This is a genomic window from Actinoplanes sp. NPDC049681 (assembly GCF_044465265.1).
In the GTDB taxonomy this organism is placed as follows: domain Bacteria; phylum Actinomycetota; class Actinomycetes; order Mycobacteriales; family Micromonosporaceae; genus Actinoplanes.
The window spans coordinates 817,671-833,238 of record NZ_JBITLP010000003.1; the positions used below are offsets into that span (position 1 = coordinate 817,671).

Here is a 15,568-nt window from a genome sequence, read left to right on the forward strand (position 1 = left end):
CGGCTCAGCGCGGCTGGTGGACCGGCGGGATGCAGAGCAGGCGTGAGCCGATCCGGTTCATCGTCTGCGCCGTCACCAGGCCGCGCACGACCAGCTCGTCGGGGTGCGCGTACGCCCGCTCGAACCGCCCGAGCACGATCCGGTGCGCCGCCTCGGGCGTGATCCCGGGCAGCCGGGCGAGCTCGTGGCCCGGCGCGTGGTTGAGGTCGACCAGGCCACCGTCGTCGAACGGGCGTACCAGGTCCGGGCGGCCCACGCCGAGCCGGCGGGCCTGCGCCGGGTCGAAGGCGGCGAACTGGCGGGCCTGCTCGCGCAGATGCCGGCCGTACGGTGTGTCCCCCGGGTGCGCCGCCAGGATGCCACCGTGCACGGCCGACGCCACCGCGGTCGCCATGAACAGGAAGAAGCCGGTCCATTCGGCGCTGCTGAGGTTCTCGCTCTCCACCGGTGTCGGGTCGATCGCCATGAACACGCATGCCATCCCGAAGAGCGAGGCGTAGCCGGCGGCGACCAGGAACTGGCGCTTGTCTCGGCGGTGGAAGCCCGCGTACACGAAGTAGATCCAGCTGCCGAACGAGCAGATGATGATCGGCAGGAGCGAGGCGAAGACCACCTCGCCGATCGGGAACCGTTGCGGCGGCGGCCCGGGCAGCAGGGGCGCCGGTCCCCAGGACGGCGGTGGGGTCGAAACCGTCACGTCAGGGGGGACGTACTGCGGGGGCGGCGGGGCGATCTCGTCGCTGTCCGCCCAGGGGTCGACCGGCTCGGAGTAGAACGCCTCCACGACACCCCCTCGGAGCAGCACAGCTGCGAAACGGCAGCGGGCAGCAGCATAACCGCAAGGGTGAGGCTCCTAGGATGGGTGCATGGGCCCGAACGACGAGTACCTCTTCCTCGGCTGCTATACCGGCGAGACCGGGGGAGAAGGTGAGGGCATCGCGTTGCTGCGGCGTGACGGCGCCACCGGCTCGCTGACCCGGCTGGGTGTGGTGGCCCGTACGCCGTCGCCGTCCTTCCTCGCCCCGCACCCGGTCCTGCCGGTGTTGTACGCGGTCAACGAGCTGAGCACGGGCACCGTGAGCGCGTTCGGGGTCGCCGACGACGCCTCCCTGTCCCCGCTGGCCGTGCAGCCGACCGGCGGTTCGGCGCCGTGTCACCTCGCGGTGTCCGCCGACGGCCGGCACCTGCTGGTCGCGAACTACGCCAGCGGCAACGTGGCCGTGCACCCGCTCGACGCCGACGGCGTGCCGGGTCCGCGCTCCGATCTGCTCGATCTCGACGGCAAGGGCCCGGTGGTCGACCGGCAGGAGGGCCCGCACGCGCACATGGTCGCCCCCGATCCGAACGGCCCGGACGTGCTGGTCGCCGACCTGGGCTCGGACCGGGTGTGGCACGCCCGGCTGGATCCGGTATCGGGCCGGCTCACCCTGGTGGGCGCGGCGATCGAGGCGGAGCCCGGCACCGGTCCCCGGCACCTGCTGCGGACGACGGACGGCGCCGTGCTGCTGGTCGGCGAGCTGAAGGGCGACCTGGGCTGGTACCGCCCCGGCGGCAGCGGCACGCTGGAGCGCGTGGGTGACAAGGCGACCAGCGCGATGCGGCCCAACCAGCCGTCGGAGCTCATCGCCGGCCGCGACGGTCGTTTCGTGTACGTCGCCAACCGTGGCCCGGACACCGTCTCCGTCTTCGCCTGGGAGCCCTCGGGAGCCACGCTCGTCGCCGAGGTGACCACGGAGGGCGAGTGGCCGCGGCACCTCACGCTGATCGGCGATCACCTGTATGTAGCGAATGAACGTTCACACACCGTCACCGTCTTCCGGGTGGATCCGGACACCGGGCTCCCGCAGGCACAGGGCAAGCCGGTGCCGGAGGGCAGCCCGACATGCATCCTGCGGTGGACCGCGCGCAAGGCGGTTCAAGGGATGCCGCGGTAGCGACCGGACACCGCCGGAGTGTCGTGATCTTCACCGGATAAACCGCAAGTCAGACACGGTGTCGGCCACGCATCGAGATGACGCGATCACGCAAGGTGAATTAGGCACGCGGAATTTCCAATCCGAGTAACTTTCGTCCGAACGTATATGGCATTCGGGTCTCGCGATGCGCAGTATGGATCGCGTGTCAGGCCGCCATCGCAGAAACTTCAATCTCAGAGGAGCCGGCGTCGTCGCATCTGCGATGGCGATCGTGGTAGTCCTCGCCGGGTCCTGGCTTGGCTATCAGCGTCTCGCCGACAAAGGTTGCTCAGGCCAGATCAAGCTCACCGTCGCCGCCGCGACCGAGATCGCGCCTGCCGTGGAGCAGGCCGCGCAGCAGTGGACCTCCGGAGGTGCCGCGGTCAACGGCACCTGCGTCGCCGTGAGCGTCACCGGGGTCAACCCGGCCACCATGGCGTCCACCATCGCGCTCAAGCACGGCGTCGCGCTGACCGGCCTCGGTGCCGCCAGCAAGAACGGCACCATCCCCGACGTCTGGATCGCCGACTCGACCACCTGGCTCATGCGCCTGCGGTCGGAGGCCTCCGGCTTCGTGCCGACCGACGGCAAGTCGGTCGCCACCAGCCCGGTCGTCGTGGCGATGCCCGAGCCGGTGGCGCAGAGCGTCGGCTGGCCGGACCGCAAGCTCGGCTGGAACGATCTGCTCAAGCGGATCACCACCGGCAACTCGCTGCGCACCGGCGTCGTCGACCCGACACGGGACGCCGCCGGCCTGGCCGGCCTGCTCGCCCTCGGCAGCGCCGCGGGCGGCGGCCCGGAGGCGAAGGCGGCGCAGGTGGGCGCGCTGCGTGCGCTCGCCGCCGGCAGCTCCTCCCTGCGTGAGGACCTCCTGCAGAAGTTCCCGACCTCCACCGACCCGGCCGACCTGGCCAGCGGCATCAGTGCGGCGCCGCTGTCCGAGGAGGACGTGGTCCGGTACAACGCGGACAAGCCGGTCGTGCCGCTCGCGGCGCTCTACCTCGACCCGCAGCCGCCGTCGCTGGACTACCCGTTCGCCGTCATGCCCGAGGTCGACCTGACCAAGTCGGCGGCCGCCACCGGCCTGCGCGAGGCGCTGCAGCAGCCGGGCTTCAAGAACGAGCTGGCCAAGGTGGGCCTCCGGGCGCCGGACGGCACCGTGGGTGCCGGCTTCGCCGCTCCGGTGGGCGCGCCGCAGGCCACCCCGGCCGCGACCACCGCCGCCAACGGCACCGAGGGCACCGCCGCGGCGGGGCTCGACGCCGGCTCGATCAACCAGGCGCTGGGCAGCTGGGCGGCCATCACGCTGCCGGGCCGGGTGCTGGCGGTGTTCGACGTGTCGGGCTCGATGAAGACGAAGGTCCCGACCGCCGGCGGCATCGACCGGGCCGCGGTGACCCGGGCAGCCGCATCGCAGGGTCTGGCCCTGTTCGACGACAAGTGGGCGGTCGGCTTCTGGGTCTTCTCCACCGAGATGGACGGCAAGAAGCCATACAAGGAGATCGTGCCGATCACGCCGCTGACGTCCGGCCGGGCGAAGCTGCAGGGCGCGATCAACGCGATCCGGCCCAAGGACGGCGGGGACACCGGGCTGTACGACACGGCGCTCGCGGCGTACCGGTCGGTGCAGGACAGCTGGCAGGCCGGCCGGGTCAACTCGGTGCTGCTCTTCACCGACGGCAAGAACGACAACCCGAGCGGCATCTCGCGGGCGACGCTCATCGCCGAGCTCAAGAAGCTCGCCGACCCGAAGCGCCCGGTCCGCATGGTGATCATCGGTATCGGTGACGAGGTCGACGCCAACGAGCTGGAAGCGATCACCAACGCGACCAGCGCCGGCGGGGTGTTCATCGCCCCCGACCCCGCCAAGATCTCCGACATCTTCCTCGAGGCGATCTCCTCGCGGTCCGGAGCCCGCTGACCTCAGCGCCGAGAAGCCGCTCCACCTCAGGCGGGGTGGGGCGGCTTTCTCATTGACCGGGCCGGGTCCAGTCCAGGCACACCGCGACCGCGTCGTCCTCGAGGTCCGCGCTCACGAAGACCCGGAGGTCGCCGAGCAGGGAGCGCACCGCCTGCAGGGGTGCCATCGGCCCGGTACGCCGCAGGAACCGGTGCAGGGCCGCCTCGCCGTACCGCCCGCTGTGGCCGACGGCCTCGGACACGCCGTCGCTGACGACGAAGAGCCGGTCGGCGGTGCGCAGCTGGACGGTACGCGTCTCGAAATCCGACGACTCGAACATCCCCAGCGGGAACTGCGACTCCAGCGGCTGGTCGATCACCTCGCCATCGCGCAGGATCATCATGCGCGGCGACCCCGTGTCCACGATCTGCAGCTCGCCGCTCGCCACGTTGAGCTCCAGCAGGAGCGCCTCCACGTGCGCGTCGCCCCGGTGCTGAGAGAAGATCGCTTGGTCGGCGAGCGCGGCCTGGTCGGCCAGGCTCAACCCGGCGCGGCGGGCGTTGCGCAGGGCGTGCACGGCCAGCGACGTCAGCAGCGCGGCGTTCATGCCGTCGCCCATGCCGTTCAGCACGGTCACGAAGAGCCGGCCGTCGTACTCGGCCCAGTCGAAGCTGTCGCCGCGCACGGCGTACGCCGGCTCGAGCTGCCCGGCGAGGCTGAATGAGGGCTCGACCCGGCACCGCCCCGGCAGGAGCTCCCACTGCATCTCCGCGGCGAGGGTGAGCCGGCGGGTGCGGGAGGCCACCGCGTACCGGTCGGTGCCGGCCTGCGCCGCCTGCAGCTCGTGCGCGAGCAGCGTGGCGATCTCCGCGAGCTCGGCGCGGTCCTCGGCCGTCGCCGGGGTGGGGGAGTGGCGCAGCACGCCGATCCGCTCACCCCGCGCGGTCACCGGCAGGTACGTGACGTGTCCCGCGTTCACTTCCGACTGGTGGTCGAAGCAGCGCCATGCCGGGTCGCCGGGCCGGGTGACCGGGGCGCCGTCCAGCAGTGGGAGGAGGGCGGCGAGGCGGTAGTCGACGAGGAGCAGGTCGAGCTCGCTGACCGCGTACTCCTTGGCGACGATCTCGGCCAGGCATTCCACCACCCGGTCGGCGGAAGCGTCCGCCAGCGCGCGTCGTACGGCGGTCAGGCGATCGGACACGCTCTCACTCCCTCCACCCGGTGCACCGTACGGGTAGTCTCGGCTGCACCATGGCCGAACACCATGGGCCGGATGGGCCACTCCATGCCGCGGCGGTCGACGACGCCGCGCCTGCCTTGCTGGCCGCATGGGACGCCGCCCGCGAGCGCGCCACGCCCCGGCTCTCCTGGCCCCAGCTGAACGCCCTGCTGGTGGTGGAGCGTTCGGAGGGCATCAATCTGCGCGGCCTGGCGGGCCAGCTCAAGATGATTCTGTCCTCCGCGAGCCGGCTCTGCGACCGGCTCGTCGCGTCCGGCATGGTCGAGCGGGTGCCGGGCCGGATGGACCGGCGGGAGATTGCGCTCTATCTGACGCCGTCGTCCCGGCAGCTGCTCGACGACCTGCGCCGGACCCGCCGCGAGATCCTCGCCGACGTGCTGGGCCGGATGAGCCCGACGGGCCGGGCGGCCCTGATCCGCGGTCTCACGGAGTTCAGCGCGGCCGCCGCTGCCGAGGGTGATCCGGAGGCGCGCACCGCCTGAGGCCGCCGGCAGCTCAGGAGCGGTCACGGGCGAGCCGGCTCGCCGGGTCGTCGAGGACCGAACGGATCACCGCGCCGGCTGCGCCCCGCATCGCCGCGTCGGGTCCCAGCCGGGACGCCCGCAGCTCGACCGGAGACCAGTCGGCGGTGAGCACCCGGCGATTCACCTCCGCGCCGATCGCCTCGCGCAGCTGGGGCAGCAGCGGTGCGTAGATGCCGCCGAGCACGATCGTGCCGACGTCCAGCAGGTTCACCACGGCGCTGATCGCGGTGCCGAGGGCCCGGCCGGCCACGCTCAGGTCGGCCCCGGCGAGCTCGGCGACCGTGGCGACCCCGGCCGCCCGGAGCATCGCCTCCTGGCCCGCGTACTGCTCGAGGCAGCCGTGGGCGCCGCAGCGGCACGGCGGCCCGCCGGGGTCGATCGCGAGGTGCCCGATCTCACCGCTCCAGCCGCGGACGCCCCGGAAGAGCGTGCCGTCCAGGACGATGCCGGCGCCGATGCCGATCTCGCCGGAGACGTAGACGAAGCTGGGCGGCAGGTCGCCGGCGCCGAGCTCGCTGAGCGCCGCGAGGTTCGCCTCGTTGTCGACCGTGATGGGCAGACCGTCGAGCAGGTCGCCCACGGCGACGTCGTGCCAGCCCAGGTTGGGTGCGACGCGGACCGTGCCGTCGGCGGCGACCAGGCCGGGGACCGCGAGCGCCGCCCCGGCCACGGTGAGCCCGTCGGCCTCCGCCCTCCGTAGCGCCTCGCGGGCGAGGTCGGAGAGCCCGGCCAACGCGGCGGCGGCGTCCGTCGGCCGTTGGTCGCCCGGTTCCAGCAGACGGTGCCGGACCCGGCCGGTGAGGTCGACGACGCAGGCGGCGCGGTAATCCACGTTGATCTCGAGACCGAGCCCGGCCGGCCCGTCGGGGGCGAGCCGGAGGCCGGCCGCGGGCCGGCCGGCGCCGTTGCGAGGGGCCGGTTCGACCTCCGTCAGCAGGGAGCCGGCGATCAGGTCGTCGACGAGCGCCGAGACGGTGGCCCGGGTGAGGCCGCTGACCGCGGCGACCGCTGCCCGAGATATCGGATCTGGGCTGTTTGCCACGAGTTGCAGCACCAGCGCGAGATTATGGGCGCGCACGCTCGACTGCCGGACAGGAGCGCGGGATGCAGTCATCAGCCGGCCGGTCACGCCCTTGACAATGCCACAGCGCGGCCAAATAATTCAACCAATAAACAAATCCATCCTGCTTCCGTGGAGGTAGCCGTGCCGGTCCAGCCCACGCGCGACGACAAGTTCTCCTTCGGCCTCTGGACCGTCGGGTGGGAGGCCCGCGACCCGTTCGGCGATGCCACCCGGGCCCCGCTCGACCCGGTCGAGGCCGTGCACAAGCTCGCCGAGCTGGGGGCCTACGGCGTCACGTTCCACGACGACGACCTGGTCCCGTTCGGCTCGGACGCGCACACCCGCGACGGGATCATCGCCGGCTTCAAGAAGGCGCTCGACGAGACCGGCATGGTCGTGCCGATGGTGACCACCAACCTCTTCACCCACCCCGTGTTCAAGGACGGCGGCTTCACCAGCAACGACCGCGGCGTCCGCCGCTACGCCCTGCGCAAGGTGCTGCGCAACATGGACCTCGCCGCCGAGCTGGGCGCCAGGACCCTGGTCCTGTGGGGCGGCCGCGAGGGCGCGGAGTACGACGTCGCCAAGGACGTCCACGCGGCGCTGGACCGCTACCGCGAGGGCCTCAACCTGCTCGCGCAGTACTCCGAGGACAAGGGCTACGGTCTGCGTTTCGCCATCGAGCCCAAGCCGAACGAGCCGCGCGGCGACATCCTGCTGCCGACGGCCGGGCACGCCATCGCGTTCGTCCAGGAGCTCGAGCGGCCGGAGCTGTTCGGCATCAACCCCGAGGTCGGCCACGAGCAGATGTCCAACCTCAACTTCACCCAGGGCATCGCCCAGGCGCTGTGGCACGGCAAGCTGTTCCACATCGACCTGAACGGCCAGCACGGCCCCAAGTTCGACCAGGACCTGGTCTTCGGCCACGGCGACGTGCTCAGCGCGTTCACCCTGGTCGACTTGCTGGAGAACGGCGCACCCAGCGGCGGCCCGCGCTACGACGGTCCCCGGCACTTCGACTACAAGCCGTCGCGCACCGAGGACTACACCGGGGTGTGGGAGTCGGCCAAGGCCAACATGCGGATGTATCTGCTGCTCAAGGAGCGCGCCGCGGCCTTCCGCGCCGACCCGGAGGTGCAGGCGGCGCTCGCCGAGTCGAAGGTTCTGGAGCTCGCGCAACCGACCTTGAACGAGGGCGAGACCTACCAGGACCTGCTCGACGACAAGACGGAATTCGACGTCGATGCGGCCGGCGCGCAGGGTTACGGTTTCGTGAAGCTGCACCAGCTCGCCATCGACCACCTTCTCAAGGCCTGAGGAGCGCCATGACACTGGTCGCCGGGATCGACAGCTCCACGCAGTCCTGCAAGGTCGTCATCCGCGACGCGGAGACGGGCAAGCTGGTCCGGCAGGGCCGGTCGAGCCATCCCGAGGGCACGGAGGTGCATCCCGACGCCTGGTGGTCGGCGCTGCGGCAGGCCATCGAGGAGGCGGGCGGTCTCGAGGACGTCGCGGCCGCGTCGGTGGCCGGCCAGCAGCACGGCATGGTCGTCCTCGACGAGAACGGCGAGGTGGTGCGCCCGGCGCTGCTGTGGAACGACACCCGCAGCGCCGGCGCCGCCGCCGAGCTCATCGAGGAGCTGGGCGGCGGGGACGCCGGCCGCCGGGCCTGGGCGGACGCGGTCGGCATCGTCCCGGTCGCCAGCTTCACCCTCACCAAGCTGCGCTGGCTGGCGCGCCATGAGCCGGAGCACGCGGCCCGCGTGGCGGCGGTCTGCCTGCCGCACGACTGGCTGACCTGGAAGCTCTCGGGCGCCCGCAGCCTGGACGCTTTGCGGACGGACCGCAGCGATGCGAGTGGCACCCTCTACTGGTCCGCGGCGACCGGCGAATACCGGCCGGACCTGCTCGAGCTGGGCTTCGGGCGGCGCATCCAGGTCCCCGAGGTACTCGGCCCCACCGGCGTCGCCGGCCACCTGCCGAACGGTGCCCCGCTCGGGCCGGGCGCCGGGGACAACGCCGCCGCGGGACTCGGCGCCGGCGCACTGCCGGGAGACGTGGTGGTCTCCATCGGTACGTCGGGCACGGTCTTCGTCTCCTCCGAGGTCGCACCGGACGACCCGAGCGGGACGGTGGCCGGATTCGCCGACACCACCGGCCGGTTCCTGCCCATCGTGGTGACGCTCAACGCCGCCCGGGTCCTCGACGCGGCCACCCGGCTGCTCGGCGTCGACCACGCGGAGCTGTCGCGGCTCGCGCTGTCCGCGCCGGCGGGGGCCGACGGGCTGGTGCTCGTCCCGTACCTGGAAGGGGAGCGCACCCCCGACCGGCCGAACGCGACCGGGGCGATCCACGGCCTCACGCTGGGCACGTCCGACCCGGCGCACCTGGCCCGGGCGGCGGTCGAGGGCATGCTGTGCGCCCTCGCCGACGGGCTGGACGCGCTGGTCACGCACGGTGCCACCGCCAACCGCATCGTGCTGGTCGGCGGGGGCGCCCGCAGCGAGGCCGTACGCCGCATCGCGCCCGCGCTGTTCGGGCTGCCGGTCCTGGTGCCGCCGCCGGGGGAGTACGTCGCGGACGGCGCCGCTCGGCAGGCCGCCTGGGTGCTCGCCGGTGGAGACGCGCCCCCCGCCTGGTCGGCCGAGACCCCCGAGCGGTACGAGGACACCAGCGTCCCGCTGATCCGTGAGCAGTACGCGGCGGCCCGGGACAAGGTCGTCGACCGCGCCGCCCGCTAACCTTCTGCGCGTGACCAAGGGTGGCCCGGCGCATCGCGCGTACAGCGTGGTGGTCTTCGTCATCCTCGCCTCGCTCGACAACGTGGCCATCGGGCTGGTGCCGCCGCTCTACGGCAGCATCGGCGCGGATCTCGGCGTCGGCGAGGCGCACATCGCGCTCGCCACCACGGTGATGTTCCTGCTCAGCGCGGTGGCGGCGGTCGGCTGGGCGTACGCGGGGGACCGCACCGACCGCAAGCCGGTCCTGATCGCCGGCACCGTGATCTGGGTGGCCGGCACCGCCTGGTCCGGTATGGCCGGCTCATATCCGTCGTTCCTGCTCTCCCAGGTGCTGGCCGCCGTCGGCCTGGGCGGCGTGGCGAGCGTCAGCTTCGCCGTGGTCAGCGATCTGATCTCGCCGCGGCGGCGCGGCCTGGCGATGAGCTTCTGGGGGCTGTCGCAGGGCGTCGGCACGCTCGCCGGCACGCTGGTGGGCGGCCTGCTCGGCTCGGACGACTGGCGCCGGCCGTTCCTCGTGGCGGCCGCGGCCGGCGTGATCGCCACGGTCGCCTACCTCTTCACGTACGACGTGCCGCGCGGCGACAGTCAGCCGGAGCTGAGCGGGGTCGCGTACGACGAGCGCATCCACCGCGACGACCTGCCGAAGATCCTGGCCCGCCGGACCAACGTGTGGCTGATCCTGCAGGGCCTCTCCGCCCAGGTGGCGTTCGGCTCGCTGGTCTGGCTGCCGGTGCTGTTCCGGGCGCGGGCCGAGGACCAGGGCTACTCCACCCCGACCGCCATCGTGGTCGGCAGCGTCTTCGCCACCCTGTTCCAGCTGGGCGGGGCGCTGTCCATCCTCGGCGGCCTGGCCGGCGACCGGCTGCAGCGGCGTACGCCCCGGGGCCGGGCCCTGGTCGCGGCGATCGGCATCCTCGCCGCCGTCCCGTTCTACGTGGTGCTCTACTTCGTGCCGTTCCGCATCGACGTGCCCGACGGCGGCAGCACCGGCGCGGTGATCCGGGCGGTCCTGACGGACGTGTGGACCGAGCCGTCGGTCGGTCTCAGCCTGGCGACCGCCGTCTTCGCCCTGGCGCTGACCTCGGCGAACTCACCGAACTGGTTCGCGTTGATCGCGGACGTCAACCCGCCGGAGCACCGCGGCACCGTCTACAGCCTCGGCAACCTGGTCAACGGTGCGGGCCGGGCCGGGGGCAACGCGCTCGTCGGCGTCGCCTTCCGGGCGCTCTCCGGCGCCTTCCCGCCGCCGCTGAACTACGCCGTCGGCCTGGCGGCTTTCCAGTTCTTCTTCATCCCGACAGGGATCATGTACTGGCTGGCCAGCCGGACGGTGGCCAGGGACATGGCGGACACCCATGCGGCCCTGGCCACCTACGCCGACCACGAGGCGGCTACGCGCGCGCCCAGACCGTGACGTCCTGCGGCACCCGGCCGTCCTCGTCCAGCGGCTCGCTGGTCAGCAGCACCCGGGTGCCCACCGGCAGCTCGGCCGGCGCGTCGCCGAAGTTGGTCAGCACCAGCACGTCGCCGTTGCGGAACGCCAGCACGTCGGCGGGCGTGTCGAGCCAGGCCAGCGTGCCTGTGCCCAGCCCGTGCTCGGCCCGCAGGCGCAGCGCCGACCGGTACAGCTCGTATGTCGATCCGGGCACGTCACGCTGCCGGTCGAGGGCGTACTCGGCCCAGGACGCGGGCTGCGGCAACCAGCTCGCGTCGGACGGGCCGAAGCCGTAGGAGGGGGCGTCGGCCTCCCACGGGATCGGCACCCGGCAGCCGTCGCGTCCCCGCTCGCAGTGGCCGGACCGTTCCCACGCCGGGTCCTGCCGCAGCTCGTCCGGGATCGAGGTGTGCTCCGGCAGCCCGAGCTCCTCACCCTGATACAGGTACGCCGACCCGGGCAGCGCCAGCATCTGCAGCGAGGCCGCCCGCGCCCGGCGCAGCCCCAGCGGCGCGTCCGGCTGCGGGTCGTCCGCGCCGATGCCGTGCCGCCGCGGCTCGCCGACCGGGTAGCCGAGCCGGGTCGCGTGCCGCACCACGTCGTGATTGGAGAGCACCCAGGTGGTGGGGGCACCGACCGCTGCGTTGGCGGCGGTGGTGGTGTCGATGACGTCGCGCAGCGGGTCGGCGGACCACGGCGTGTCGAGGTACTGGAAGTTGAACGCCTGGTGCATCTCGTCGGGCCGGACGTAGTGCGCGAGCCGTTCCGCCGGCTGCACCCACGCCTCCGCGACGAGGATCCGGTCCCCGGCGTACGTGTTCAGCACCGTGCGCCAGTGCCGGTAGATCTCGTGCACGCCGTCCTGGTCCCACATCGGCGGCGGCGGGGCGCCTTCGGGGGCCAGGCCACCCAGGACCTCGCCCGCGTACTCGTAGTCGGCGAGCTCGGCGTCCTTGATCAGGCCGTGCGCCACGTCCACGCGGAAGCCGTCGACGCCCCGGTCGAGCCAGAAGCGCAGGATCGCGTCGAACTCCGCCCGTACCCCGTCGTCCCCCCAGTTCAGGTCGGGCTGGGTGACGTCGAAGAGGTGCAGGTACCACTGGCCGTCGGGAACCCGCTCCCAGGCCGGGCCGCCGAACACGCTGCACCAGTCGTTCGGCGGCTCGCTGCCGTCCGGGCCGCGGCCGTCGCGGAAGATGTAGCGCTCACGCTCGGCGCTGCCCGGGCCGGCGGCCAGCGCGGCGCGGAACCACGGGTGCTCGCTGGAGGTGTGGTTGGGCACCAGGTCGACGATGACCTTGAGACCCAGGGCCTTGGCCTCGGCGATCATCTTGTCGGCGTCGCCGAGGTCGCCGAAGCGGGGGTCGACCGAGCGGTAGTCGGCCACGTCGTAGCCGGCGTCGTGCTGCGGCGACGGGTAGAACGGCGACAACCACACCGCGTCCACGCCTAGGTCGCGCAGGTCGCTCAGGCGCGCCGTGATGCCGGGCAGGTCGCCCATGCCGTCGCCGTTGCCGTCGGCGAAGGAGCGCGGATAGATCTGGTAGATGACGGCGCTGCGCCACCATTCAGTGGGGGAGGGCATACTCCCAGGCTAACCGTCCAGGATGGCGGCGAACCGTTCCTCCGCCAGGTCGAGTTGATCAAGGATGTGGTCCTTGGCGGCCAGCGAGAGCGGCGTGTCCGGGCGCCCGACCAGCTCCCGCAGCTTGGGGACCAGCGGCCGGTATTTGATCGCCGAGCTGCGCGCCTTGTCGTACGTGGTGTGGATGATCCCGACGCCGTTGTCGGTGAAGTCGCTGACCTTGATGACCCGGGCCCACGGATCCTTGTCCAGGCTGGCGGCTACGTGGGTGCGGTACTGCTCGTGCTTGTCGCGCTGCGGGTCGTACTCCGGGTTGGTGACCGAGCGGACCAGCCCGGCCACCCGCGGGTTGTAGCGCCGGGCCAGTTCGGCGATCGCCCCCTCGGTCAGCTCCTGATGCCCGAGGTCGGCGGGGAGGCCGGCCAGCTCGGCGGGATGGTCCTCGACCGCGTCGTGCAGCAGCGCCGCCGTGACCACGTCCACGTCCTGGATGCCGTAGTACCGCATGATCCGGATCGCGACCCGGAGCAGGTGGTTCAGGTACGGCTCGCGGACCCGCCGGTCGTCGGCGTGCAGCCGGGACGCCAGTGCCAGCGCGTCCTCCAGCTGCCTCCGGTCGCCGGCCGGCAGGTCCTCGATCTCCAGCAGGAACCGCTGCCGCAGGCCGTCCTCGCCGTACACCTCGGTGATCGCGTGCAACGGCATCGACAGCAGCATCCTTGGCGCCATGCCGATCAGGTATACCCGACTCGATCGCCGCGCGGGGCCGCGATCAGGAAGGAACGTCGATCAGCGACTCGTCGCTGACCGCCGGCCGGGGCGGCACCGGGCGCGGCGAGGGGCGGCTGCCGGGCGTACGCCGCATCGCCGACAACGACGCCTGCTTGAGCGACCACGGGTGGGAATTCTCGGCGTGCACACCGCGGCGGCGGATGCCGGCGCCGTCGGTGAACTCCTCCTCGGTCATGGCCTGCAGAGCGCTGAGCGCGACGCCCAGAATGGTGGCGGCGCTGACCAGGGTGATCGGCACGATCATCAGCAGCGGCCGGATCCCGGTGGTGCCGCCGGACAGGGAATGGCTCAGCTCGACGCTCATCCCCGCCATGCCGGTGTAGTGCATGCCGCACACGGCGAGCGCCATGATCGCTGCGGCGCCGAGCATCGGCAGCCAGCCGTGCACCGAGACGGTGAACCACAGCGCCGTGGTGGAGGCGACGATGGCGATGATGCCCGAGGCGATGACCAGCGACAGGTTGTAGTGGATCGAACCGGAGACGTGCATCCCGGCCATGCCGGTGTAATGCATGCCCATGACGCCCGCGCCGGTCAGTACGCCCGCACTCACCACCCGGGGCACGCTGCGGCGCCCGTGGCCGACGACCAGCAGCCCGAAGCCGACCGCCACGACGGCCAGGCCCAGGCTGGCCATGGTCAGCAGCGGGCTGTAGCGGACCGGGCTCTCGGGGACGTCGAAGCCCAGCATCGCGGTGAAGTGCATGAGCCAGATGGCGGCACCACCGATGGAGAATGCAGCGATGATGAGCCATCGAGAACGCCTGCTGCGGGTACGCGCCGATCGGGCGCGGCCGGTGGAGAGCAGGCCGACGAAGGAACCCAGAAGCGCCACGAGATAGGCGGCGATCGGGTTGAAGGCACCGTAGGTGAAGTGATGGACCTCGGCCACAGCCGGGACTCCTCGCGAACGTCGGGGGGATCGTTTCGCTGAGGATTGAGCCATGAGTCCGATCTCGGACATCGCACTTCGTGTGCGGGTCACTACATAGTGAACCGGGGCCACCGTATGGCTGCCTGCGAGAGGTAGCCATACGGCAGCCCCGGTGCGGTCGTAGGAGACCGGCCAGGTGAATCTGCCGGGGGGACGGGGAACGTTAACTGAAGATGCTGACACCACCGGGGCCGACGAGCAGGCCCACGACGATGAGCACGACGCCCCAGAGAATCTGCCGCCGGAACAGCGCGAGGATGCCGGCGACCACGAGTACGACTGCGAGGATCCAGAGCAAAAGTTCCATGGTCAGCTGATACCCGACCCGTGGAAATCGAAAACCTGGTCCACACACGACGAGGCCCCGTCCCGGCGGCGGGACGGGGCCTCGGTGCATATCCGGCTAAACCGCTACAAGCCCGGCGTCCACATTGTCCGACAGGAGCTGGTAGACGTTGTAGGCCTGCTTGATGACCGGGTGCGCGACGTTCCGCACCGGCACGCCGCCCGGCGTACGCCCCCGCTCGGCGCCGTGGTGGGCATGCCCGTGCAGCGCCAGCGCGGTCGGCGCCGAGTCGATGGCCTGTCCCAGCAGGTACGACCCCAGGAACGGATAGATCTCCAGCGGCTCGCCGACCAGCGTCTCGGGCACCGGCGCGTAATGCGTGAGCGCCACCAGCGCGTCGCACTCGAGTCCCCGGAGCGCGGCGCCGAGCTTCTCGGCGATCGCCTCGGTGGTGCCGACGAAGTTCTTCATCTCCCGCTCGCCGAACGAGCTGGCGCAGGCCCCGGCGAACCCGCCGCCGAAGCCCTTCGCGCCGGCGATGCCGAGCCGGTGTCCGTTGAGCTCGAGCACCGTGCCGTCACCCTCGAGCACCGTCATTCCGGAGTCGGCGAGCACCCGGGCCACGTCCTCCTGCTGGTCGCTCTGGTGATCGTGGTTGCCGAGCACGACGACCACCGGCACGCCGAGCTCGCCGAACTCGGTCGCCATGCACTTCGCCTCCTCGACCGTCCCGTGCCGGGTGAGGTCGCCCGCGACCAGCAGCACGTCGGCGACGTCCGGGAGGCGTTCCAGCGCGGGCCGGTAGCGGCCCAGCACGTCCTTGTCCACGTGGACGTCGCCCACGGCGGCGATCCGGATCATGAAATCTCCTCCACCTCGCTGGGCGCCGCGGCGCGGACGATACCGATGTCACAGGCGATCTCCACGTCCGGGAAGTTCGTCGTGATCTGCCGGCAGATCTCGTCCCGGCGCTGCGCGCTCTCCACCTCGCCGCCGAGCACCAGCAGGTGCTCCCGGCGCTGCAGGGTGATCCCCTGCTCGGCGATCGCGCCGTTCTCGGTCAGGAGGCGCTGGATCTCCGCCTCCACGTACTCATCCAATTGTGGTGTCATC

15 protein-coding genes are annotated in these 15,568 nt (G+C 71.9%); 6 read left to right on the forward strand and 9 right to left on the reverse strand.

The window, feature by feature from the left end:
* Positions 1-4 precede the first annotated feature (4 nt).
* Entirely contained in the window at positions 5-784 is a 780-nt protein-coding gene (locus tag ACIBO8_RS13760) for a ComEA family DNA-binding protein (RefSeq protein WP_396115479.1), read from the reverse strand.
* A gap of 82 nt (positions 785-866) precedes the next feature.
* On the opposite strand from ACIBO8_RS13760, the gene ACIBO8_RS13765 reads away from it, so the two are divergent.
* Together ACIBO8_RS13765 and ACIBO8_RS13770 are read left to right on the forward strand one after the other, a co-directional pair.
* Positions 867-1,934 carry a lactonase family protein gene (locus ACIBO8_RS13765; RefSeq protein WP_396115480.1) on the forward strand — a complete coding sequence of 356 codons (1,068 nt, stop codon included), beginning with the start codon at positions 867-869 and terminating at the stop codon, positions 1,932-1,934.
* A 244-nt stretch (positions 1,935-2,178) separates the two neighbouring features.
* Positions 2,179-3,876, forward strand: a complete 1,698-nt coding sequence (locus tag ACIBO8_RS13770; protein WP_396115481.1) for a substrate-binding domain-containing protein — start codon at positions 2,179-2,181, stop codon at positions 3,874-3,876.
* Positions 3,877-3,925: 49 nt separating this feature from the next.
* Here the strand turns inward: ACIBO8_RS13770 and ACIBO8_RS13775 are convergent, their stop codons facing one another.
* Positions 3,926-5,056, reverse strand: a complete 1,131-nt coding sequence (locus ACIBO8_RS13775) for a PP2C family protein-serine/threonine phosphatase (RefSeq protein WP_396115482.1) — start codon at positions 5,054-5,056, stop codon at positions 3,926-3,928.
* Positions 5,057-5,106: 50 nt separating this feature from the next.
* Here ACIBO8_RS13775 and ACIBO8_RS13780 point away from each other — a divergent pair, with 50 nt between their 5' ends.
* A complete protein-coding gene (locus tag ACIBO8_RS13780; protein WP_396115483.1) occupies positions 5,107-5,577 on the forward strand; it encodes a MarR family winged helix-turn-helix transcriptional regulator in 471 nt (156 codons plus the stop codon).
* Positions 5,578-5,590: 13 nt separating this feature from the next.
* Here ACIBO8_RS13780 and ACIBO8_RS13785 read toward each other — a convergent pair whose 3' ends face one another.
* Positions 5,591-6,733, reverse strand: a complete 1,143-nt coding sequence (locus ACIBO8_RS13785) for an ROK family protein (protein WP_396115484.1) — start codon at positions 6,731-6,733, stop codon at positions 5,591-5,593.
* A 90-nt stretch (positions 6,734-6,823) separates the two neighbouring features.
* Here ACIBO8_RS13785 and xylA point away from each other — a divergent pair, with 90 nt between their 5' ends.
* Genes xylA through ACIBO8_RS13800 form a run of 3 tightly spaced genes read left to right on the forward strand, consistent with a single transcriptional unit; the run spans position 6,824 to position 10,837 of the window.
* Positions 6,824-7,999: a xylose isomerase gene (gene xylA / locus ACIBO8_RS13790; RefSeq protein ID WP_396115642.1), complete on the forward strand. Its 1,176-nt coding sequence runs from the start codon at positions 6,824-6,826 to the stop codon at positions 7,997-7,999.
* A gap of 8 nt (positions 8,000-8,007) precedes the next feature.
* Entirely contained in the window at positions 8,008-9,423 is a 1,416-nt protein-coding gene (gene xylB, locus ACIBO8_RS13795; RefSeq protein WP_396115485.1) for a xylulokinase, read from the forward strand.
* Positions 9,424-9,427: 4 nt separating this feature from the next.
* A complete protein-coding gene (locus ACIBO8_RS13800) occupies positions 9,428-10,837 on the forward strand; it encodes an MFS transporter (RefSeq protein ID WP_396115643.1) in 1,410 nt (469 codons plus the stop codon).
* On the opposite strand, the gene ACIBO8_RS13805 is transcribed toward ACIBO8_RS13800, so the two are convergent.
* From ACIBO8_RS13805 to ACIBO8_RS13830, 6 genes are all read right to left on the reverse strand, one after another.
* The gene (locus ACIBO8_RS13805; RefSeq protein ID WP_396115486.1) at positions 10,815-12,443 is read right to left on the reverse strand and encodes a glycoside hydrolase family 13 protein; all 1,629 of its coding nucleotides are present in this window, start codon (positions 12,441-12,443) and stop codon (positions 10,815-10,817) included. The two genes, ACIBO8_RS13800 and ACIBO8_RS13805, sit on opposite strands and share 23 nt — an antisense overlap.
* 9 nt (positions 12,444-12,452) lie before the next feature.
* Positions 12,453-13,172, reverse strand: a complete 720-nt coding sequence (locus ACIBO8_RS13810) for an HD domain-containing protein (RefSeq protein WP_396115487.1) — start codon at positions 13,170-13,172, stop codon at positions 12,453-12,455.
* A gap of 43 nt (positions 13,173-13,215) precedes the next feature.
* Entirely contained in the window at positions 13,216-14,127 is a 912-nt protein-coding gene (locus ACIBO8_RS13815) for an MHYT domain-containing protein (RefSeq protein WP_396115488.1), read from the reverse strand.
* A 205-nt stretch (positions 14,128-14,332) separates the two neighbouring features.
* Complete coding sequence (locus ACIBO8_RS13820; RefSeq protein WP_364706203.1) at positions 14,333-14,476, reverse strand: GPGG-motif small membrane protein; 144 nt, start codon at positions 14,474-14,476, stop codon at positions 14,333-14,335.
* Between the two features lie 96 nt (positions 14,477-14,572).
* Entirely contained in the window at positions 14,573-15,316 is a 744-nt protein-coding gene (locus ACIBO8_RS13825; protein ID WP_396115490.1) for a metallophosphoesterase, read from the reverse strand.
* The gene (locus ACIBO8_RS13830; protein WP_396115491.1) at positions 15,313-15,567 is read right to left on the reverse strand and encodes a hypothetical protein; all 255 of its coding nucleotides are present in this window, start codon (positions 15,565-15,567) and stop codon (positions 15,313-15,315) included. Before ACIBO8_RS13830 ends, ACIBO8_RS13825 begins: the two co-directional genes overlap by 4 nt.
* Position 15,568 lies beyond the last annotated feature (1 nt).

Bases quoted from the DNA above. Each gene is read 5' to 3' on its own strand.
- ACIBO8_RS13765 (WP_396115480.1), top strand. From the start codon at position 867: ATGGGCCCGAACGACGAGTACCTCTTCCTCGGCTGCTATACCGGCGAG.
- ACIBO8_RS13770 (WP_396115481.1), top strand. From the start codon at position 2,179: ATGGCGATCGTGGTAGTCCTCGCCGGGTCCTGGCTTGGCTATCAGCGT.
- ACIBO8_RS13780 (WP_396115483.1), top strand. From the start codon at position 5,107: ATGGCCGAACACCATGGGCCGGATGGGCCACTCCATGCCGCGGCGGTC.
- ACIBO8_RS13785 (WP_396115484.1), bottom strand. From the start codon at position 6,733: ATGACTGCATCCCGCGCTCCTGTCCGGCAGTCGAGCGTGCGCGCCCAT.
- xylB (WP_396115485.1), top strand. From the start codon at position 8,008: ATGACACTGGTCGCCGGGATCGACAGCTCCACGCAGTCCTGCAAGGTC.
- ACIBO8_RS13805 (WP_396115486.1), bottom strand. From the start codon at position 12,443: ATGCCCTCCCCCACTGAATGGTGGCGCAGCGCCGTCATCTACCAGATC.
- ACIBO8_RS13810 (WP_396115487.1), bottom strand. From the start codon at position 13,172: ATGGCGCCAAGGATGCTGCTGTCGATGCCGTTGCACGCGATCACCGAG.
- ACIBO8_RS13820 (WP_364706203.1), bottom strand. From the start codon at position 14,476: ATGGAACTTTTGCTCTGGATCCTCGCAGTCGTACTCGTGGTCGCCGGC.
- ACIBO8_RS13825 (WP_396115490.1), bottom strand. From the start codon at position 15,316: ATGATCCGGATCGCCGCCGTGGGCGACGTCCACGTGGACAAGGACGTG.
- ACIBO8_RS13830 (WP_396115491.1), bottom strand. From the start codon at position 15,567: ATGACACCACAATTGGATGAGTACGTGGAGGCGGAGATCCAGCGCCTC.